General features: G+C 51.4%; 13 protein-coding genes. 5 read left to right on the forward strand and 8 right to left on the reverse strand.

The window, feature by feature from the left end:
• Positions 1–12: 12 nt before the first annotated feature.
• The 6 genes from ACEVG1_RS09060 to cobA all read right to left on the reverse strand — a co-directional run bounded on the left by ACEVG1_RS09060 (position 13) and on the right by cobA (position 8,437).
• Positions 13–444 carry a MarR family winged helix-turn-helix transcriptional regulator gene (locus tag ACEVG1_RS09060; RefSeq protein ID WP_374743341.1) on the reverse strand — a complete coding sequence of 144 codons (432 nt, stop codon included), beginning with the start codon at positions 442–444 and terminating at the stop codon, positions 13–15.
• A 219-nt stretch (positions 445–663) separates the two neighbouring features.
• Positions 664–1,158 (reverse strand): molybdopterin-dependent oxidoreductase, encoded by a 495-nt coding sequence (locus ACEVG1_RS09065; protein ID WP_374743342.1) that lies wholly within the window; start codon positions 1,156–1,158, stop codon positions 664–666.
• A gap of 142 nt (positions 1,159–1,300) precedes the next feature.
• On the reverse strand, positions 1,301–2,794 hold the full coding sequence (locus tag ACEVG1_RS09070) for a rubredoxin (protein WP_374743343.1): 1,494 nt from the start codon (positions 2,792–2,794) through the stop codon (positions 1,301–1,303).
• Positions 2,787–6,299: a molybdopterin-dependent oxidoreductase gene (locus ACEVG1_RS09075; RefSeq protein WP_374743344.1), complete on the reverse strand. Its 3,513-nt coding sequence runs from the start codon at positions 6,297–6,299 to the stop codon at positions 2,787–2,789. Before ACEVG1_RS09075 ends, ACEVG1_RS09070 begins: the two co-directional genes overlap by 8 nt.
• A gap of 29 nt (positions 6,300–6,328) precedes the next feature.
• Positions 6,329–7,585: an MFS transporter gene (locus ACEVG1_RS09080; protein ID WP_374743345.1), complete on the reverse strand. Its 1,257-nt coding sequence runs from the start codon at positions 7,583–7,585 to the stop codon at positions 6,329–6,331.
• 111 nt (positions 7,586–7,696) lie between these two features.
• Positions 7,697–8,437, reverse strand: a complete 741-nt coding sequence (gene cobA, locus ACEVG1_RS09085) for a uroporphyrinogen-III C-methyltransferase (protein ID WP_374743346.1) — start codon at positions 8,435–8,437, stop codon at positions 7,697–7,699.
• Between the two features lie 168 nt (positions 8,438–8,605).
• Here cobA and nirB point away from each other — a divergent pair, with 168 nt between their 5' ends.
• Genes nirB through ACEVG1_RS09100 form a run of 3 tightly spaced genes read left to right on the forward strand, consistent with a single transcriptional unit; the run spans position 8,606 to position 12,496 of the window.
• Positions 8,606–11,125 carry a nitrite reductase large subunit NirB gene (nirB, locus tag ACEVG1_RS09090; RefSeq protein WP_374743347.1) on the forward strand — a complete coding sequence of 840 codons (2,520 nt, stop codon included), beginning with the start codon at positions 8,606–8,608 and terminating at the stop codon, positions 11,123–11,125.
• Positions 11,126–11,163: 38 nt separating this feature from the next.
• Positions 11,164–11,514, forward strand: coding sequence for a nitrite reductase small subunit NirD (nirD, locus tag ACEVG1_RS09095; RefSeq protein WP_374743348.1), 351 nt, complete (start codon positions 11,164–11,166; stop codon positions 11,512–11,514).
• A 55-nt stretch (positions 11,515–11,569) separates the two neighbouring features.
• A complete protein-coding gene (locus ACEVG1_RS09100) occupies positions 11,570–12,496 on the forward strand; it encodes an isopenicillin N synthase family dioxygenase (RefSeq protein WP_374743349.1) in 927 nt (308 codons plus the stop codon).
• Positions 12,497–12,501: 5 nt separating this feature from the next.
• Here ACEVG1_RS09100 and ACEVG1_RS09105 read toward each other — a convergent pair whose 3' ends face one another.
• On the reverse strand, positions 12,502–13,059 hold the full coding sequence (locus tag ACEVG1_RS09105; RefSeq protein ID WP_374743350.1) for a thioredoxin family protein: 558 nt from the start codon (positions 13,057–13,059) through the stop codon (positions 12,502–12,504).
• A 634-nt stretch (positions 13,060–13,693) separates the two neighbouring features.
• Between ACEVG1_RS09105 and ACEVG1_RS09110 the strand changes: the two genes are divergently transcribed.
• Both ACEVG1_RS09110 and ACEVG1_RS09115 read left to right on the forward strand, forming a co-directional pair.
• Positions 13,694–14,548 (forward strand): DUF3347 domain-containing protein, encoded by an 855-nt coding sequence (locus ACEVG1_RS09110; RefSeq protein WP_374743351.1) that lies wholly within the window; start codon positions 13,694–13,696, stop codon positions 14,546–14,548.
• Positions 14,549–14,595: 47 nt separating this feature from the next.
• On the forward strand, positions 14,596–16,836 hold the full coding sequence (locus ACEVG1_RS09115; protein WP_374743410.1) for a multicopper oxidase family protein: 2,241 nt from the start codon (positions 14,596–14,598) through the stop codon (positions 16,834–16,836).
• Positions 16,837–16,905: 69 nt separating this feature from the next.
• On the opposite strand, the gene ACEVG1_RS09120 is transcribed toward ACEVG1_RS09115, so the two are convergent.
• Complete coding sequence (locus tag ACEVG1_RS09120; RefSeq protein ID WP_374743352.1) at positions 16,906–18,333, reverse strand: arylsulfatase; 1,428 nt, start codon at positions 18,331–18,333, stop codon at positions 16,906–16,908.
• Positions 18,334–18,341: the final 8 nt, after the last annotated feature.

Raw genomic sequence — 18,341 nt, forward strand, 5'->3', positions numbered from 1 at the left:
GTCTCAAATCCATCATTCGGGTTTATACTGTACGGCCAACTGGTTAATGCGCTTCAATGTATGAATGGCCGATCTCCGTTCTTCGTCCGACAGGTGCTCATCGAGGTATACGTTGAATTTCCGTACCACATCTTTGGCTTGCTCACGTTTCTCTTTACCTAAATCCGTCACGAACACTTTTACCGAACGCTTATCAGCGCTGTTGGTCTCCCTATAAATCAACCCTAAACTTTCCAGGTTATTGAGTATGCGCGACAAACTCGTAGTTTTTACACCCAACAGATTGGCAATCTGCGAAACCGGCGTACCCTCCTTGTGGATATTGATGAGTACATAGCCCGTGGCCTGCGTAATCCCGAATTGTGAGGCGATCTGGTTGTATTTATTCGCTGCAGACTGCCACGCCGCCTTGAGGTAATAGTCTATCGTATTGTCGTCATTCATACCGGTTTTGCATATAATTTATTATGCATGCATAGCAAATTTAGGTGGAATAATTTTGGAAAGCAAATTTTTTGTGGAAATAAAAAACGTTGTTTTAAAAGAATTTTGCTGTACGAGGTCGTGACGCACCCAAGGCAAAGGATACAGGGCGGGCTGCGTGCCTACTTTGGCTCGGCACTAAGGAATGGGTTAACTATCTATGTCTAACAGACAACCATCTTACAGCTGAGGGTAAACAACGAAAATGCTTCTGACTTCCCGCACCCAACGCGAATGCAACTGATCGTTAGGGACGATGAGACGCAACGGCCCAACCCGCTTGTCCAACGATTTACCGTACACTCCGATGGCTAGTAAGGCGGCATTGTCGGTCGATTTCGGATCAAGCTCCGCTAGTGAGAACACCGCCTTATAGCCATCAGCTGCGGTAACAACAACGACTTTTTGGACGTGCTCCCCTTTCACCTGGCTACCGCTGGGTACGCCTGCCAACGCCAGCACATCGATTAAACGGACCACATCGTACGTAGCCGTGTCGCCCTTCATCGATTGCGCAAGATACTTTTGTACATGAAGTGCCTTAAGTTCATCCATCGTTAGCGACAGCCGCTCACCTACATCACCGCCAATTTCCAACACAGCTTGGGCGCGGCTTTCATTGACAGTGACGAGGGTTAAAACAAAACAAAACAATAGCAATATGTGCTTCTTCATCTGAAATAGTTACTGGTTAAATATATAGCTTCTCCCATTCCTCGATACAATCCGGGGTATTATAGTACCCGAATTCGCCCCCCGATAGGGAGCACACGGAAAGCCTACTACAAATAACGTCAATGCCATATATAATTCCATGTCAGTGTGTTGCTGATGTCTTATCGGTCCGATGGATGGGGTTAAAATCTTCCTTCGGCGCACCACACACACCACAGGCATAGTCTGCCGGCAGATCGGCAAATTCCAGACCGGGCGGCACCGCCATCAGCGCATCGCCGTAAGCTGCGTCGTAAATACTCAGGCAGTGTGTGCATTGGAATTGCTGATGTGCGGGCAAAGTCTCGGGGGCCTCGGGCAAATACGCTGTCGAGTGGTCCGCCGACAAGCCATCGTCCACCGCTAAATCGTAAAATTTGTCGCAAAGCTCCTCGAGGACGCGGGGTAGCAATTGCTGTGCTACCCCTTGCTTATACGGGATAAGCGTGCGGGAATTGGCATTGAAGTCCTTGGTATGCAACACGTCAAAACAAGGCTCCTTGCCGCCGCCAGTCGTATCTTTTAAAATAATCGATCCCCAGATACCGCTGTTCGTGCCGATCTTAATGCCGAAACACAACCGGTAGGTACGGATATTCATCCGATCGAAATACCGCACGATTGACCGCTTCAGTTTCAGGGCAGATTCACACCAGTCTTCCAGTTGCCAATTCAGCTCGTTAGATGCATGGCGCAGATTAACGCGGTGCTTATCCAGAATATAATCCCATACAGTCCGGTCTTCCTGCCGGATATCCTTGATGATCAATGAGCGCCAGGGTGTGGTATAGAGCTGTCCTATACGTGAGGTTTGGCAAGCGCCGCAAACGTCAAGCAGGAAGGAGACCGTGTACGTCTCGTCCGGCCGGTAAATACCCAGCCAAAATTTATCGTCGTACCGGTTCAATCCTTCATAATAGGGCAGGCGGAACTCTGACTCGACCAACGGACGGGCAGAATTCTGGCAATGAAATTGCACCGCCTCCTTCACTTTTGCCTCCAGACTCGCACCCAACGCCCTACCGCCCGCTTTGGGCAAGCCGTCGCCCTGGAGGATCAGCTTTTCCAACTGCCGGCAAATCTCACCGATATCCATGGAATATACCAAGGAAGACCATTCGAATAGTTGATTGGTTTTTGGCCAGCGGATAAAGACGTGCCAGAAGTTACCGACATCGGACGACACGAAATTCAGATTGCCTGTGTAGTAAGGTACCAGCGATTGATTCGCATCCACGATGTTCACCTTCAACTTCGGCACGAACTCAAACGACGACAGGATGTCCTTGTAAATGCCTTCCCTCAACCACCGCGATTGGTTGAAGATACCGTCCGACACATAGGAACTCACAATATTGGGGTAATAATCATTGACCACTTCGTGGAGGAGCTCCTGGTTTAAGAGATCATATGTCAGCTCTTCAAGCTGCTCGGACGTCGCAGCGAAAAGAATCTGTTGGCGGGCACCTATCTTGACGGTGCGGATGCCTACGGATTCGATTGCCACCAATAGCGTCCTGAGGTCGCCAACGGATACAAAGCCACCCGGTAGGTTGACCTTGACGCGTTTCCAAGCGGGTTGCCGTTTCTTAGCCATGTACTGCCTCCATCTTTTCCGTCTCCGATAGCACACCTTCCAAGATCGCCATCACTTGTGGCCGGCACGAACCGCATCCGGTTCCGGCACCGCTGCTCGCGCACAAGGCATCCAACTCGGTGCAGCCCGACTGGACCAGGTTAACCAGATTCCCTTCGCCCACTTGGCTACAGCTGCATACCAGCTTGCCGATAACCGGTTCTTTCGTTGAGCCACTGCGCAGTAGCTGCAACCGCTTTTCGCTGAGTTCGGTTTTGTTCGTTATCAGGTCCTTAAACTCCAGGAACTCATTCTTGTCGCCGATTAAAATAGCGCCCACAAGCCGGTCTTGGTGGATGATGCATTTCTTGTAATAACGTTTGGCCTTGTCGATGAAAACGATCTCCTCATACGTATCATCGGGGCAATCAACGAGGCCGATGCTACAGAGGTCGAACCCCTGTATCTTGATGATGTTCATAAACAAGCTCCCCTGGTATACACTCCCTACGTCGCCATGGTGATACCGCGCCACCACCGCCCCCTGTTGCTCGGCAGCGGCGGTGATGCCGTAAAGTACCCCTTCGAACTCGGCGATCTCGCCGATGGCATAAATGGAAGGATCGCTGGTCTGCATGCGGTTATTCACTACTACGCCACGCTGGCACTGGAGGCCCGCGGCTTTGGCCAGTTCGATATTGGGGGTGGTACCTATTGCCACGATCACCGCATCGCATTTAATCTGCCGGCCGCTTTTCAATTCGACCTTGTTGACCTTGTTACGACCATAGTAGAGTTGCACCTCGTCGTTGTAGTACACGTCGCACCCCTGCTCCACCATCTCCTCGTGGAGCATCTGGCTGCCCAACACGTCCAGCTGCCGGTTCAGGAAGCGCGAAACCCGTTGTACGACGGTGATCTTTACGCCCATTTCGCGCAAACTCGCCGCCATTTCCAACCCCAGCAACCCACCACCGATAATCACGACCGATGCGTCTCTGCGAAGGAACTTCCGTAGGTTATCGGCGTCCGATCGACGCCGCATGCTGAAAATCCCCGGCATGGTCGGTATGTCCTTCGGCATCGTGGGGCGGCTCCCTGTACCCAAAATAAGTACGTCGTAGGGCGTCTTACCCCCCCTCGAGTCTTCGACACGTTTAGTTGAGCGATCGATGCGGGTCACCGTCACACCCCGGATATGCTTGATTTGGTATACGTCATGTTCCTCCTCATCCTGCATTTTAACCAGTTCGCCCCATTGCTGGTCGCCGCTCACATAGTGTGGCAGCATCACCCGGTTGTAAAACGGGAGGTCTTCGTTGCTGAACACCGTGATTTCGTCGGTCTTATTAAGGTCACGAAAGGCTTTCACGAACCCGAAGGCGCCGGCCCCAGCGCCCACGATCACGATCCTTTCGAACTCCTTCCGGTAAGGCACTACCCGTACCGCACAAAATTTAAAGTCCGGCTCTTTCGAAATCGGATCCAGCAATGGGTTGGTCAGGTTGTTTGCCCGGTTGAGGTCCGACCCCCACCGTTTCCCCCAGTGCATGGGCAGAAACACGCAACCGGGCTTTATGGTACTACTGATGGTGGCTTTCACCCGCACATTGCCCCGGCGGGAGGTGATTGCCACCAATTGTCCCTCTACGATCCCCAAGTGCCGGGCGTCGTCTCCATGCATCTCCAATTGGGGCTCCCTGATGTGCTGCTTCAGCTTGCTCACCTTCCCCGTTTTGGTCATGGTATGCCATTGGTCGCGAATCCGGCCGGTGGTTAGGATGAAGGGGAAATCGGTGTCGGGCTGCTCACTCGGCATTTCAACACCGGGGCTGTGGATGATGGCCCGCTTCGTGGGCGTATGAAACCGGTGGTCTGCAAATAAACGTGGCGTCCCCTTATCATGGTGCTTCCAGTACGGCCATTGGATGGTCTTATGGGTGTCTATCCGAGCATAGTCCAACCCTTCAACGCGGATGGACGTTTTGGCCGTGAGCCGGGTGTGCTCCTTGTATATCGCTTCGGGGCCCGCATAGTCAAACCCGCTATACCCCATCTTCCGGGCAAAGCGGCAGATGATTTCGGCATCGGGCAGCGCCTCTCCCGGAGGGTCGATGATTTTGTGCAGGTGGCTTATCCGCCGTTCGGAATTGGTCATGGTCCCTTCTTTTTCTGCCCACCCGGCGGCTGGCAAGATCACATCGGCATAATCCAGCGTCTGTGGTTTGTTACTGATTTCCTGCACCACCACGAATTTGGCGTTCTTCAATGCTTGCTCCACTTTCCGGGCATAGGGTAGGCTCGTGAGTGGATTGGTACATAGGATCCAGATGGCCTTCAGCTTCCCATCGGCGAGGGCATCAAACATCTCCGTGGCGGTAAGCCCCGGTTTATCGGATAGGACCGTACCGCCCCAGAAATCAGCCACCTCCTGGCGATGGGCATCATTCTTCAGGTCGCGGTGCGCCGGAAGCAGGTTGGCCAACCCACCCACTTCCCGGCCTCCCATGGCATTGGGCTGACCCGTTAATGAGAAGGGGCCCGACCCTGGTTTCCCGATCCGCCCGGTGATCAGGTTGAGATTAATCAGCGACAGGTTCTTGTCTACCCCCTTCACGCTTTGGTTGAGCCCCATCGTCCACAGGGTCAACAACGATTTGGACATCCCGATATAGGCAGCCGCTTGCCGGATATCCGCTTCGGAGACCTTGCAAATCCATGCTGCTTCCGCTATCGTCTGTTCGAATACCCGTGTTTTGTATACCAAAAACCCTTCCGTGTGGTTTTCGATGAAGTCGCTATCGATGTTGCCGTTTTCAATCAGCAACCTACCGAGGGCATAGTTCAGCACCATGTCGGTACCGGGCTGTATTTGCAGATGGATATCGGCGATAGCTGCAGAATCTGTTTTACGTGGATCGACGACGATGATCTTGGTATAGGGATTTTCCGCTTTGTGAGCCTCTACCCTGCGCCAGAGAATGGGGTGGCACCAAGCGGGATTGGCCCCTTCCACCAGCAGGCAATCGGACAGTTCGATGTCATCGTAGCAAATCGGTACCGAGTCCTCGCCCAAGCTCATCTTGTAGGCAGCAACGGCGCTGCTCATGCACAGGCGCGAATTTGTATCGATGTTATTGCTCCCGATAAAGCCTTTGATCAGTTTATTGACCACGTAATACTCCTCGGTGAGGCATTGGCCCGATGCGTAAAATGCCACGGAGTCTGGCCCATAGGTCGAAATCAACGAACGAAACACCGCAGCGGTGCGGTCAAAGGCATCGTCCCAACTCACGCGCTGCATCGGCATGCTGCGGTGGTAACGCATCTGCGGGTAGTGCAGCCGATCGGACCTGTCATTGACCGTATATTGTAGGTTCATGCCCTTGCTGCACAACTTGCCACGGTTTACCGGGTGATCCGGGTCACCGGCCACCGCGACCAAGTCGTGCTTATCCAGTTGGATTTTCACCCCACAGCCGACCCCGCAATAACAGCAAGTACTGGTTACTTCCGTTCTCTTCATAGCTAGCGCTGGTCCATCACTCGTTTAGATTATTGCTCAAACACCAGTTCACGGGGTTTTACAACGGTTACCGGCCTGGGCTGGAACTTGGTTACAACCACCAGCAGCCCGATAAAAACCACACCGATACCGATATACTGGAAGGCATCCACGTACGTCAATTCCTCCGATTTGAAAAGGAAGCCAACCAGCATGGCGCCGATGTTTCCACCGGCACCCACTACGCCACTCACCACCCCAATGTTGTCCTTATTGATGAAAGGAACGATCCCGTAGGTACAACCATTGGCCATTTTCAGAAACAATGCGAAAACCAGCATAGTAACAACCGCAACCAACAACGAGCCCGATACCGCAAATAGCATGATTACCACCCCTTCCAACACCAATAGCAAACCCAATAGGGTCCCTTTGCCCCTCATCCCGAATTTCTTACCAACGCGGTCGCTGACGATACCACCAAGGGCGCGTGCGAAAACATTCATGCCCCCGAATATGCCGGCCATCGCTCCCGCCATGATCAGGCTGGTGCCAAACCGATCGATAAAGAAGGTGGCGGCCACATTGTCTACGGTAATCTCGATGCCAAAACAAGCGGCATAAGCCAGCGTCAGCACCCATACGCGGTAATCACGCAGCGCCTCCATCAATGACCCCTTTCCTTTTTTCTGCCGCACGGCGGCGTCCGTACGTGCCAAGTCCCTGAAATTCCCGGCAGGCGTATCCGTGGTGTAGCGATAGTAAACAAAGGCCATGACCAGCAGGATGACACCGGGCACCACCATCGCCAGCCGCCAGGAATCGCCGTCGCTCACCCATCCCATCGCAGCAAAACCGGCAGCAACCAATGGCATCACCAGGTTGGTAACGCCCCCACCCAGATTCCCCCAGCCACCGGTTACCGCATTGGCCGTGCCCACAATATTGGGCGCAAACATCATGGATGTATGGAATTGGGTGATGACGAACGACGCGCCGACAATCCCGATGGCGAAACGGAATAGCAAGAATGACATGTAGCTGTTACTCAACCCGATCAGCATTACCGGAATCGAACCCACTGCTAATAAAATGGTGTAAGTGAGTCGCGGCCCCCATGTGTCGCACAGTTTGCCGATCAATAGGCGGGCAATAATCGTTGCCGAAACGGAAGCGATAATAATGTTGCCCACTTCACTTTTGGTCAAGCCCAGTTCGTCGCGGATCATGGGCATCAACGGTGCCACCCCGAACCACCCGAAAAAACAGAAAAAGAACGTAATCCACGTAATGTGGAAGGTTCTCATCTGAATCCCTTTAAACGAAAAGATGTTGAGTTTGGAAAGCGGCTGCTGATTGTTAACCATTGCAATTGATCTGTTATATCCCTATTTAGTATGCTCCTTGTATTTTTAATACTACACGACGTGGCGCTTCGCGGAAAAGGAGGTAAGCACTTCACGTAAGGCGACGACCTCACCGATGACGATGATCGCCGGATTACCCATATTGGCTTCCCGGCTGCATTTCACCAGGTCGCGCACCGCGCAGGTCGCCCTTCGGCCGTCGGGTTTGGTTGCATCCTGCACAATGGCCGCCGGTGTATCGCCTTTGCCATGCATCACGTACGTCCGCGCAATCTCCGAGAGCTTCCGCATGCCCATATAGATAACCACCGTCGAATTGCTTTGCACGGCCAGTGATAAATCAGACGCGATGCTACCGTCGCGCTTCATGCCGGTGAGCACCCAAATGCCTTCACTGGTGCCGCGATGGGTAAGAGGGATATCCCACATACCGATGCCTTGCATGCTCGTAATACCCGGCACGTAAACCACCTGTACGCCCAGCTGTTGGGCAACCGCCCACTCTTCGAACCCCCTGCCATATATATACGGATCGCCTCCTTTTAACCGCACCACATGGACGTAACGTGTGCAGTAGTATGCTATTAACTCATTGATATCGGTTTGGGGCACATATTCGCCAAAAGGTTTCTTGCCTACATATATTTTTATGCAATTTTTCGGCATAATCCCCAGCAAATCCCTATTCACTAAGTTATCAAACAACACTACTTCCGCTTTAGCCAATATTTTATATGCTTTTATGGTAAGTAATTCAACATCGCCCGGACCAGAACCAATAATGTGAAGCATATTTTGAATATTTAGTATTAAAATTTACATTATTTAATAAATATAATAAACAAAAATACAAATTATTGTGAAATAAATAATACAATATATTCATTTTTGAAAAAAAATACTAATTTAGCAGTCATAAATAATATAATTTTTGTCTTTTAATATAATATAGTCATATATATGAAGCAAAAAACAATAGTTATTATTGGAAATGGCATGGTTAGCCATAAATTTTGTGAAAAATTTAGAAAAAAAGACAAAATTTCTAAAATAATAGTGTTTGGAGAGGAACCGATAAGGGCATACGACCGTGTTCACCTCACCAGCTACTTCAGTGACAAGCCATTGGAGCAACTTTACCTATCTGAACACCAGTGGTACGATGAAAACAACATTGAATTACACTTAAATGATCCGGTTATTTCTATAAATCGGGACAACAAATCGATTATTTCGTCAAAAGGGCTCCAACTTGATTACGATTTCCTGGTACTGGCCACCGGATCGGCCGCCTTCGTGCCACCCATCCCGGGGGTAGAAAAAGAGGGCGTCTTTTTGTACCGCACCATACAGGACCTCGACCTTATCAAGGAATATGCGGTACGCGCTAAGAAGGGCGCTGTCATCGGCGGCGGCCTCCTGGGCCTGGAAGCAGCCAAAGCACTGGTAGATTCAGGCATCAAGGAATCCACCGTCATCGAATTTGCACCCCGATTGATGCCCCGGCAGATAGACGACAGCGCCAGCCGCACGCTGCAAACGAAACTGGACAACCTAGGGCTCACCTGCCTGTTGCAGAAATCGACCACCCAAATACTCGGCGATGCGCGGATAACCGGGCTTTCGTTTTCGGACGATACCCAAATCGATGTCGACATCCTCATCATATCTGCCGGCATCAAGCCCCGCGACGAACTGGCAACCACCTGCGGCTTGGCCACCGGGCCACGCGGCGGGATCATCGTCGACGAGACGATGCGCACCTCGGACCCCACCATATTGGCCATCGGGGAATGTGCCCTCTCAAACGGCATGATCTACGGCTTGGTGGCCCCCGGCTATGAGATGGCCGAAGTGGCCGCCTGCACCATCTGCCAAGAAGAAAAATCGTTCAACGGCTTCGACATGAGCACCAAGCTAAAACTAATGGGGGTAGACGTGGCCAGCTTCGGCGACCCGTTCATCGCCGAGCCCCACGCAAGAACCCTCTTATTGGAAGATACACACAAAGGGGTATACAAGCGTTTGAACATCAGCACGGACGGTAGCCGGCTACTCGGTGGCATCCTCGTGGGCGAAGCCAGCAGCTACAACATGCTGCTGCAGACCGTCAACAACCGCATGCCCATTCCCCCAGACCCCGAAATCCTTCTTCTCGGTGAAAAAACAGACGGCAAGCCTACCGGTTCGGGGCTGGAATCCCTCCCCGATTCGGCGCTGATTTGCAGCTGCGAAGGCGTAACGAAAGCGCAGATATGCGATGCGATAACCAGCCAGGGCTGCGAAAATTTCGAAGGGGTGAGCAAGTGCACCAAGGCCGGCACAGGCTGTTCGGGCTGCGTACCCATGGTAAAGGATCTCATCACCCATACCATGAAGCAACAGGGCAAATACATCCGTGCCACCATCTGCGAACACTTCAACTACAGCCGGCAGGAGCTCTACGACCTGGTGAAAATCCACCAGTTGAAAAGCTACGACGAGGTTTTGGATAGTGTAGGAAAGGGCGACGGGTGCGAAACCTGTAAGCCCTTGGTAGCCTCCATCCTGGCCAGCCTATGGAACGAGATGATCCTTGGCCGAGGCAATGACGTGGTGCAAGACAGCAACGACCGTTTCCTGGCCAACATCCAACGCGGGGGTACCTACTCGGTGGTGCCGCGCGTGCCCGGCGGTGAAATCCATCCCGATAAATTGATTGTCATCGGCGAGGTCGCCAAAAAATACGGACTGTATACCAAGATCACCGGTGGGCAACGCATCGATATGTTCGGCGCCCACTTGAATGACCTGCCCGCTATCTGGGAAGAATTGATTGCCGCCGGGTTTGAAAGTGGCCACGCCTATGGAAAGGCTCTACGTACCGTAAAAAGCTGTGTGGGAAGCACTTGGTGCCGATTCGGGTTACACGACAGCGTTTCCTTTGCCATCCAGATCGAAGAGCGCTACCGCGGCCTGCGGGCGCCCCACAAACTAAAATCTGCCGTAAGCGGATGCATACGTGAGTGCGCGGAAGCACAAAGCAAAGATTTCGGGATTATCGCCACGGAAAAAGGGTGGAACCTCTATGTGTGCGGCAATGGCGGAAGCAAGCCGCAGCACGCGCTGCTGCTGGCCAACGATGTCGATTCGACTACCTGTATCCAGTACATCGACCGGTTTCTCATGTTTTACATACGCACAGCCGACCCGCTCACGCGGACGGCCACGTGGCTGAACAAGATGGATGGTGGCATCGACTACCTACGCAACGTCGTCGTCAACGATAGCCTCGGCATGGCCGAGGCCTGGGAGAAGGACATGCAGGAATTGGTGGATGCCTATGAATGCGAGTGGAAAGTAGCGGTAAAAGACCCCGAAATACGCAAGCGCTTCGTCCATTTTGTCAACGCACCCGAAGAAAAAGACGACACGATCCGTTTCGAGACTTTGCGGGGGCAGAAAAAAGCGGCCGATTGGAATGCATTAACAACTCATTAAAAACGCAAATTCTTAATTCACTACTTTAAAACACATTTATGGAAACGTTAGCAACATCAACATCCTGGAAGTTAGCCTGCCGCGTAGAAGACACGATTGCCAATGGCGGGGTTTGCCTGAAGCTGGAAAACCAACAGATTGCCTTGTTCTATTTCAAACGCCGAAATGAATGGTATGCCACACAAAACGAGTGCCCCCACAAACGGCAAATGATCTTGAGCCGCGGTATGATCGGATCGCTCGGCGACCAACCCAAGGTAGCGTGCCCGTTCCACAAAAAAACGTTTGCACTGGACACCGGAGAATGTATATCGGGCGACGAATGCGCCATCAAGACCTACCCGGTCAAGATAGAAGATGGGCTGGTTTATATTGCGCTGAATAACTAAACGAACGCCGGGCCTTATCGCCAAAAACTTGTACCTTTACCTTAAAAAAGGAAAGATGGCGAATATCAATATCCCAAGGCTCGACCTTCATGATTATACCAGCGGATCGGCGGAGCAGCGCCACCTGTTTTCACAGCAAATCGGCAGAGCCTTCAATGAAACGGGGTTTGTCACCATTGCCAACCACGGCATGGATAAGGAGCTGATCGATGAGCTGTATCACGTAGTGCAGGCTTTTTTTGCCTTACCGGAGGCCACGAAATCGAAATACGAAATCCCCGGTCTCGCCGGCCAGCGGGGATACACCTCAAAGGGAAAAGAAAAGGCAAAAGATGCGAAAGTTCCCGACCTGAAGGAGTTCTGGCAACGCGGGCAGGATGACAACCCGGTTGTGGATGAGTTCCCCCGTTTCGACGAAGTGACCGGCGAAGTGTTCGGGCGACTGGAAGCCGCCGGGCGTGAATTGCTCAAAGCGATTGCCGTTTACCTGGGATTGGCGGAAAACTATTTCGAACCCAAAGTCATACAAGGGAACTCCATTCTACGCGCCATCCACTACTTCCCCATCGACGACCCGGACAGCTTGCCCGACGACGCCGTGCGCGCCGGGGCCCACGAAGACATCAATCTAATTACGCTGCTCATCGGCGCCAGTGCAGACGGACTGGAGGTACTCACCCGCGAGGGCACGTGGTACCCGGTGAAAGCCCACGGTGAAGACATCGTGGTAAATGTGGGCGATATGCTGCAACGGCTCACCAACAACAAACTGAAGTCGACCACCCATCGCGTGGTCAACCCACCGCGTGAGCTGATGAAAACCTCCCGGTTTTCGGTGCCGTTCTTTTTGCACCCGAAGGCCGACATGAGCTTGGCGGTGCTGGAATCATGCGTCGACACCAACCACCCGAAAGCCTATCCGGACGTGACAGCCGGCGAGTACCTGGACGAGCGGCTCAGGGAAATCGGGTTAAAGATGTAGTAGCCTCACAATGCCTCGAGAATAGCGGCCAGCTCGGCCTGCACAGACTGCCCTTTATCGGCATTGTACCAATGTTGTAAGGCCGTCTTCTGGGTTTCGAAATCGGCGTTTTCTGCCTTAAGCCGATCAAACAGCGTTTGACATTCCACGGGACGTGGTCCCCACGTGGCGAGGTCGGCCCCTTGGCCATCGCAGATAATTAGTTTCGGTATAGACTTGCTCCCTCCGGTCAAATAATCATTAATACGGAACGGCTCGGAGTCGCGCAGCTCGTAATCCACGGAAATCAGCGGGTTCAACTCCACAGCCAACTGGATGAAAGGCACGGAGTGCGCCGCATCGCCACACCAAGGTTCGGTAATCACGATCCATTGCTGTGGTTGTGAAATATTTTTTGCCGCCTCAATCAGCTGGCCGGATAGCTCCCCTTTCTTCAACCACCGATTCATCCGCGACCAGTTGAGCTTGGTATAATCAAGGTAAGCGGCATTATCATAAGGAGCCTCGGGAACGGTGCTATTCAATATCCGTCCAAATACGTCCAAATAGGCTTGGAAATCCATGTGTGTTCGTTTGTTAATCGATCGCAAAAATACATCTCCTTGCGGATGATTGGGTCGGCGGAATGTCAAATAAGAAGGAAAGGAGAAATTCAGTTTTTTTTAAAACAACTAAAAACCAATTTTTGTTTATAGCTTTGTTACGTAGGTTTACTACCGTTGAGCAATTTGGGCATACATATCGGCATAATCGTTCTGTTTTGCGTCGGTGTCTTTTTGATACCCATGCAAAGCCGCGCTTGCGGTGGAACATCCCCAAAGACCGAGCATTCTTCCTGTCCGATAGAACAACCCGAAAAACGAGCACATACTGACCGCTGCAAAGCCCACGCCAATGACAAAGGGGAGCAGCACAGTGATTGCGGGGGCAATTGCACGCACAGCACTTGCAAATGCAGCACACTAACGGGTGCTTCGGGCTTAGCAGCGGTCATCGAATCAAAAGAGAGAGGTCCGTTTGGTGACGCCGAAAAGGAACGATTCGACTTTAAACCTGCTTACTATTCCTCGGGCTTTTGCTCCATTTGGCTACCGCCTAAAATAAGCTAAACAGTTGGCTGACTAGCCATACGTGTGTCTTGTCGAAAGCTACATCCAGCTTTCGGATATCCTTAATTAATTCATAATTTAAAATAACATGAACTCCATATCAAAACTATTGATGGTGATGGCCGTATCACTATCATCCATAAACAGTTTCGCACAAATCAAGGAGGCGAAAACAGCAACCGTGAAGATCTTTGGCAATTGCAATATGTGCAAAGCGACCATTGAGCAAGCAGGGAATGTAAAAAAAGAAGCCCATGTAACATGGGACCAAAACACCAAAATGGCCACCCTTACCTATAACAGCGGCAAAACCAATCCGGATGAAATCCTGAAACGGATTGCCTTAGCCGGCTACGACAGTGAAAGCTTTCTGGCACCCGACGACGCGTATGCAAAATTATCAGACTGTTGCCAGTACGACAGGACCTTAAAACCAGCCGCGAAATCCAAAGCAACACACGACCATCATCAGGCAGTTCCATCCGCAAATGCAACAGCAGCGAATGCGTCGCAATTACGGTCGGTATTTGACGGCTATTTCTCCGTAAAGGATGCGTTGGTAAAAACAGCTGCTGCTACCGCATCCGCAAAGGCTACTGAATGGGTTGCGGCTATCCGTGCAGTGGAAATGGATAAGCTCTCCACGGCCGAACATACTGTCTGGATGGACGTATTGACTGATTTGACAGCGAATGCCGAACGCATCTCCCTATCAAAAGACATTGCAAAACAACGGGAAGCTTTCGCTGCACTTTCCACGCAACTCTATGAACTGGCCAAGGTATCCCAGCAGGAAACCACCCTGTATTACCAACATTGCCCGATGTACAACCATGGCAACGGAGCAAATTGGCTGAGCAAGGAAAATACCATTAAAAACCCGTATTACGGTGCCCAGATGCTCGCCTGCGGTTCGGTGGAAGAAACGATTCCGATGCACTAATTTGTCGTTAAAGAAAAATGAATAACCGTAAAAATGTGCCCAAAAAAATGGGACAGGCCGTACTGCTGCTGCTCTGTTCGCAATCGCTGTTTGCACAACAGGTGGTGCGCTACGACTTATACGTCAGCGATACCGTTGTCAACTATGCCGGCAAAGAAAAAAGGGCAATTGCCGTAAACGGGCAAATCCCGATGCCTACGCTTACCTTTACGGAAGGTGATACGGCCGAAATCGTGGTACACAACCAGCTCAACGAAAGCACCTCATTACATTGGCACGGCGTATTCCTGCCCAATAAGGAAGACGGTGTGCCCCACCTTACGCAACAGCCCATAGCACCGGGAGAAAGCTATACGTACCGTTTTCCCATTATCCAAAACGGCACACATTGGTACCACTCCCATTCGGGGTTCCAGGAACAGATCGGAATGTACGGCAATTTCGTCATGAAAAAACGTGACGGCGATAAAACCTTCAGAAAGGGAATCGATGATTTGCCCACCGTACCCATCATGCTAAGCGAATGGACAAACCTCAACCCCAACAACATCAACCGGATGCTGCACAATGCCAATGATTGGGCCGCCATCAAGAAGGGTGCTACGCAGTCATACGCCGAGGCCATCAAAGAAGGCCAATTCCAGACCAAAGTAACGAATGAATGGAAACGGATGCTTGCTATGGACGTCAGCGATGTGTATTACAATAAAATCCTGATAAACGGCGAAAATCCCGTAGAGCTGAAAACGGTGGATGGTCAAGCACTGAAGGGGGGAGATCGGGTACGACTCCGCATATCCAACGGCGGGGCGTCGTCCTACTTCTGGTTGCGTTACGCAGGGGGTAAAATCACCGTTGTGGCGAGTGATGGTAACGACGTGGAACCGGTTGAGGTAGACAGGTTGCTCATTGCCGTGTCAGAGACCTATGATGTGGTCGTTACCATTCCGGAACACGGAGTAGCCTATGAGTTTTTAGCTACCACGGAAGACCGAACACAATCCGCAAGCTACTTTATCGGCAATGGCATCAAACAGCTCATTTCGCCCCTGCCCCCGCTGAAGTATTTTGAGGGAATGAAGATGATGAACGAAATGATGAAAATGAATGGCGATCTGAACGATATGGGAATGAAGATGAGCTTGAACAAGATGGATATGAACGTGGTGATGTACCCCGAAATTACCGGAGAAACTGGAAAAGAAATGGACCACAGCCAGCACGGCATGGACATGGACAATGAATCCAATCGCTATGATGCAAACGCGCTGGGTGATATCGTTACGCTGAATTATGCCATGCTTAAGTCGCCACATAACACGGCCCTCCCCGAAGATGCCCCTGTAAAAGAATTGAAATTCACCCTCACCGGGAATATGAACCGCTATGTATGGAGCATGGATAATAAGATACTTTCCGAAACGGATAAGATACCGGTTAAGAAAGGCGAAATATTGCGCATCACAATCTACAATAATTCCATGATGCGCCACCCGATGCACCTGCATGGATTTGATTTCAGGGTTGTCAATGACCACGGGGATAACGCGCCGCTTAAAAACGTCATGGACATGATGCCCATGGAGACCAACACCGTTGAGTTTCTGGCAAATGAGGAGGGCGACTGGTTCTTCCACTGCCACATCCTGTATCACATGATGGCCGGCATGAACCGGGTGTTTGCGATAGGCGACTATCAAAACCCCTATTTGCCCGACAAGGCGAAGGCCTACAACGCGTTGCAGATGGAAAGCAACATGCTACATTTTATGGCCCAGAATGATTTCGCCACCAATGGAAACGACGGCGAGGCCATGCTTCAGAATGCTCGGTGGTCATTGGGCACCGAATGGCGTTTAGGCTATAACGCGATGCATGGGTATGAAGTGGAGACCCATTTGGGACGATTTATCGGCAAAATGCAGTGGTTCATGCCGTTTGTCGGGTTTGACTGGCGATATCGGAAAATGGGGATGGACGAGCACGAAACCAATCTATTCGGGCAGAAAAATGAAAAAGACACACGTCGTGCCGTTAGCTTGGGTTTTATGTACACGTTGCCGATGTTGGTCAATTTCCAGGCCGAGGTCTATCATGACGGCATAGTAAGGCTGTCTTTGATGCGTGAGGATATCCCCATCTCAAAACGGGTAAGGGGAGGTTTTATGGTTAACACGGATCTCGAGTATATGGGTAATCTTCGGTATATCATCACGAAAAACATCGGTATCCGTGCTCACTACGACAGTGATATGGGCCTGGGGGCAGGATTATTGCTCAGCTATTAATGTACGGTGAATGTACAATGGCTGGGCAATAGTCCTAGCCTTAGGCTATATGGAGCGGTGTGGCGCCATTCAATGCGCAAAAGGGAACACATCGCTCTCCTGATGGGCTTCGTCCATAAGGGCAGCAAGTTGTTCGACGAGCGATGGGTTTTCTACGGCCAAATTTGTGTCTTCCACCGGGTCCGTAGCTAAATCATACAGTTCAATGGTGGTTTTTTCCTTGTTCCTGGTTTGCAGACGGACGGCTTTCCACTTCCCTTGTCTCACTGCTTGCCGGCCACCGCCTTCATGAAATTCCCAATACAGGTAGGTATGCTGTTGTTGTTGGTCGTCGTTACCCAACAACGTGGGCAAGATGGATACGCCATCCGTATAGTTGGGCGGGTTGGTTCCAGCTAGTTGCACGAAGGTTGGCATAACATCCCAAAATGCGCCAACAAAATCATTTTGGCTTCCGGGCTGTACTTTTCCCGGCCACCTTACGATAAACGGAACCCGTATCCCTCCTTCATACAGATCGCGCTTATGCCCACGTAGTCCACCTGCGCTGTTGAAAAACCTGGGATCTGCGCCGCCTTCCAAGTGCGGGCCATTGTCGCTGCTGAAAACTACGATCGTATTTTCCGACAGGCCCAGTTCATCCAATTTGGCCAGAATTTCACCCACGTAGGCATCCAGCCGGCTAACCATCGCCGCAAAGGTAGCACGCGGTTTTTCCACCGACGCATACCCTCCTATTGTCGCCTCGGGACCATAATCATTTCCCTTATGTGGCGTTTCGTCAAAGCTGTTTTCATACTTCCGGTAATGTTCGTCTTCCGGACCCTGCAACTCGGCATGTGGCAGTACCGTGGGCACAAATAAGAAAAAGGGCGTATCCTTATGGTCCGCAATAAATTTCAGGGTCTGTTCCTGAATAACTTCCGGTGCATATACAGCCTTGTTCGCCAAATCGTTCCCTTCCAACACCACCTTTTCATCGTTATGCCACAGATGGGTTGGGTAATAGCGGTGCGATTGGCGCTGGCAATTGTAACCAAAGAAGGTATCAAAGCCCTTTTGGTTGGGTGCGCCACTCGTACCCACCATGCCTAGCCCCCATTTGCCGAACGCCCCCGTTGCATAACCCGCTTCCTGTAGGAGTTGGGCGAAGGTCTGCACGGAGTCTGCCAACGGGTATTGCCCTTCGGGTTTTATTTCCTTATTCCCACGGATGAAGGTATGTCCGGTATGCTGTCCCGTCATCAGTGCAGATCGAGACGGGGCACAGACCGTTGTGCCCGAATAGAATTGCGTGAAACGCATACCCTCCTCGGCTAAACGATCAATATTCGGCGTTTGGATATGTTGTTGTCCATAGACTCCTATATCGCCGTAGCCGAGGTCGTCGGCCAAGATAAAGACGATGTTTGGCTGTGGCAAGTCTTGCGCTTGGTTGTCACAACCCGCGCTAAAGAGCAAGGCAAACGTTGCTACGGCTATTACTACTTTATTCATATGGTGTA

It is taken from the genome of Parapedobacter sp. 2B3, from assembly GCF_041925275.1.
GTDB lineage: Bacteria > Bacteroidota > Bacteroidia > Sphingobacteriales > Sphingobacteriaceae > Parapedobacter > Parapedobacter pyrenivorans_A.